Below are 2,287 nucleotides of genomic sequence, written 5' to 3'. Positions count from 1 at the left end.
GAAAAGCTTGTTTTATATGTCTAAAGTATACTATTAATCTGTCAATTATTGAATTTTCAAGGTTCATAGGTTTTATTTGTGTGCGAAGTTTAAGTCAATTACTTATCGTGATTTCTTAGAAAACTATCTACTCTTTTTTCTGCTTCGTCTCTAGCTATACCGTATTTTTCTTGAACCTTGCCAATAAACTTTTCTCTATCTCCTTCTATTTCCTGAAGCTCATTGTCAGTAAGCTCACCAAAGGTCTTTTTAGCTTCCCCTGTAACTTGCTTCCATTTACCTTTTAAGATATCTAAATTCATAACAAAACCTCCTGTTTTAATTTAAATGTGAACTTAAAAATAAACCTATAATATATTTTACCCTCTTTAGTTTTTATGAAACATTAATAATACCAAATGAAAATATAGTATAATTAGATAAAATTAACAATTTGGATAAGTTAGAAGTGGCTTTTTTTATTATGGTAGCTTAAGAAAGAGTGTTTTGTATGGGGGAAGGTACTTTGGAAAATATAAAAATATCTGTAAGAAACCTTGTGGAATTTGTCTTAAGGTCTGGAGACCTTTCATCAGGACAGTATTCTCCCAAAAGAGCTCTTGAAGGAATAAAAGCTCACCAGCACCTTCAAAACATAAAGGGAAGATATATAGACAAAGAGGTAAGCGTGAAGCTGAGGTATCCCTATAAAGACATGGTATTTGAACTTAGCGGAAGAATTGATGGACTCGCCCTTGAGGATGAGGTCTATGTCATAGATGAAATAAAAAGCACTCTTAAAAATGCTGCCGACTGTGAAGAAAATGAAGTCCATATGGCTCAGGGAAAGTTTTATGGCTATATGTACTGTCTAAAAAAAGATCTTAAAGAAATAAAAATAAGACTTACGTATTTTGGAATAAAAGATGAATCTTTAAACTCTTATGAGAGATTGTATAAAGTTGAAGAGCTTGAGGATTATGTAAGGGGAGTGATTCATAGGTATACTCTCTTTTTAGATATAATAAGGAAGTTAAGAAAAAATCGAGATGAGTCTATAAATAGTATGGATTTTCCCTTTGATACATATAGAGCTGGCCAAAAAAAGATGATGGAGGATTCCTATAGAGCTATCAGACATAAAAAAAGATTATTTGTGAAGGCTCCGACTGGAATAGGTAAGACTATATCAACTCTTTTTCCTGCAATCAAATCAATGATTTATGAGGAAAATGAAAAGATTTTTTATCTTACATCAAAGACCATAAACAGGGAAGCTGCAAAGGATACTATAAGTCTTATGGTATCAAGGGGTCTAAAAATAAGGGCGATAATACTTACTGCTAAAGAAAAGATATGTCCCTTTGGAAAATGCGACATGGAGGGCTGCGAGTATGCAAAGGGATATTTTGATAGGATAAATAATGCCATTACAGATATTTTAGAAAATTCCTGTATGATAGACAGGGAAGCAGTGATTAAATATTCAGAATCCCATAAGGTATGTCCCTTTGAATTTTCCTTAGATACTTCTCTTTTTTGCGATATAGTGATTTGCGACTACAACTATGCCTTTGATCCATCTGTATTTTTAAAGAGGTTTTTTATGGATGAAAGCGGAAATTATGTATTTCTAATGGATGAAGCTCATAACTTTATAGATAGGGCTAGGTCTATGTATTCTGAAACCCTTCAGAAACAGTCTTTTCTAAAACTCAGAAAGTCCATAAAAAAGGAAATAGAGGGAAAGTCTTTTATAGCTAAAGAACTGGATGATATTATAAAAAGCACCTCAAAGGTAAATAGTCAATTTCTTAGGCTCAGGTCAAAAGACCTTGAAGATAAGGTATTTAAAGATTATCCCAAAGGACTTTTCAAGGCTTCCAAGGATTTTATAGAGGCTGTAGAGATTTATCTTGCAAGTGAAGAGTATGCAAAGCAGGAAGCTTATTATGATGAGCTTATGGAGGTTTATTTTCAGGCCTATAGCTTTCTAAGGATAGGAGAGTATTATGGGGATGGGTATGTGACTATTTTATATGAAAATGACAAGGATACAGCTGTGAAGCTTTATTGCGTAGACCCTTCTCAAATCATAAAGGAAAACCTAAAGAGGTGCATTGCCCTTGTAGCATTTTCAGCAACATTGATACCGGCATCATATTATATAGAGATGATGGGAGGGTTTGAGGATGCTGTATATCTCATGCTTGATTCTCCTCGTATAATATGTTTAGACCCAGTTTTTATGGTCTAAGCATATTTATTTTTTTCTTTAACTTACCAATTTTTAATTGAGATATCCTAA

At 33.1% G+C, this 2,287-nt stretch carries 2 protein-coding genes; one reads left to right on the top strand and one right to left on the bottom strand.

Going from position 1 to position 2,287, the window contains the following annotated elements:
- Nucleotides 1-98: 98 nt before the first annotated feature.
- Entirely contained in the window at nt 99-302 is a 204-nt protein-coding gene (locus tag J2Z35_RS14480) for a CsbD family protein (protein ID WP_209662114.1), read from the bottom strand.
- Nucleotides 303-505: 203 nt separating this feature from the next.
- Between J2Z35_RS14480 and J2Z35_RS14475 the strand changes: the two genes are divergently transcribed.
- Complete coding sequence (locus J2Z35_RS14475; protein ID WP_209662113.1) at nt 506-2,236, top strand: ATP-dependent DNA helicase; 1,731 nt, start codon at nt 506-508, stop codon at nt 2,234-2,236.
- Nucleotides 2,237-2,287 lie beyond the last annotated feature (51 nt).

The organism is Acetoanaerobium pronyense (assembly GCF_017874355.1).
Lineage (GTDB): Bacteria > Bacillota > Clostridia > Peptostreptococcales > Filifactoraceae > Acetoanaerobium > Acetoanaerobium pronyense.
This window is presented reverse-complemented; position numbering and strand designations above follow the sequence as displayed.

Coding starts and splice junctions, on each gene's coding strand:
- J2Z35_RS14480 (WP_209662114.1), bottom strand. CDS start 302: ATGAATTTAGATATCTTAAAAGGTAAATGGAAGCAAGTTACAGGGGAA.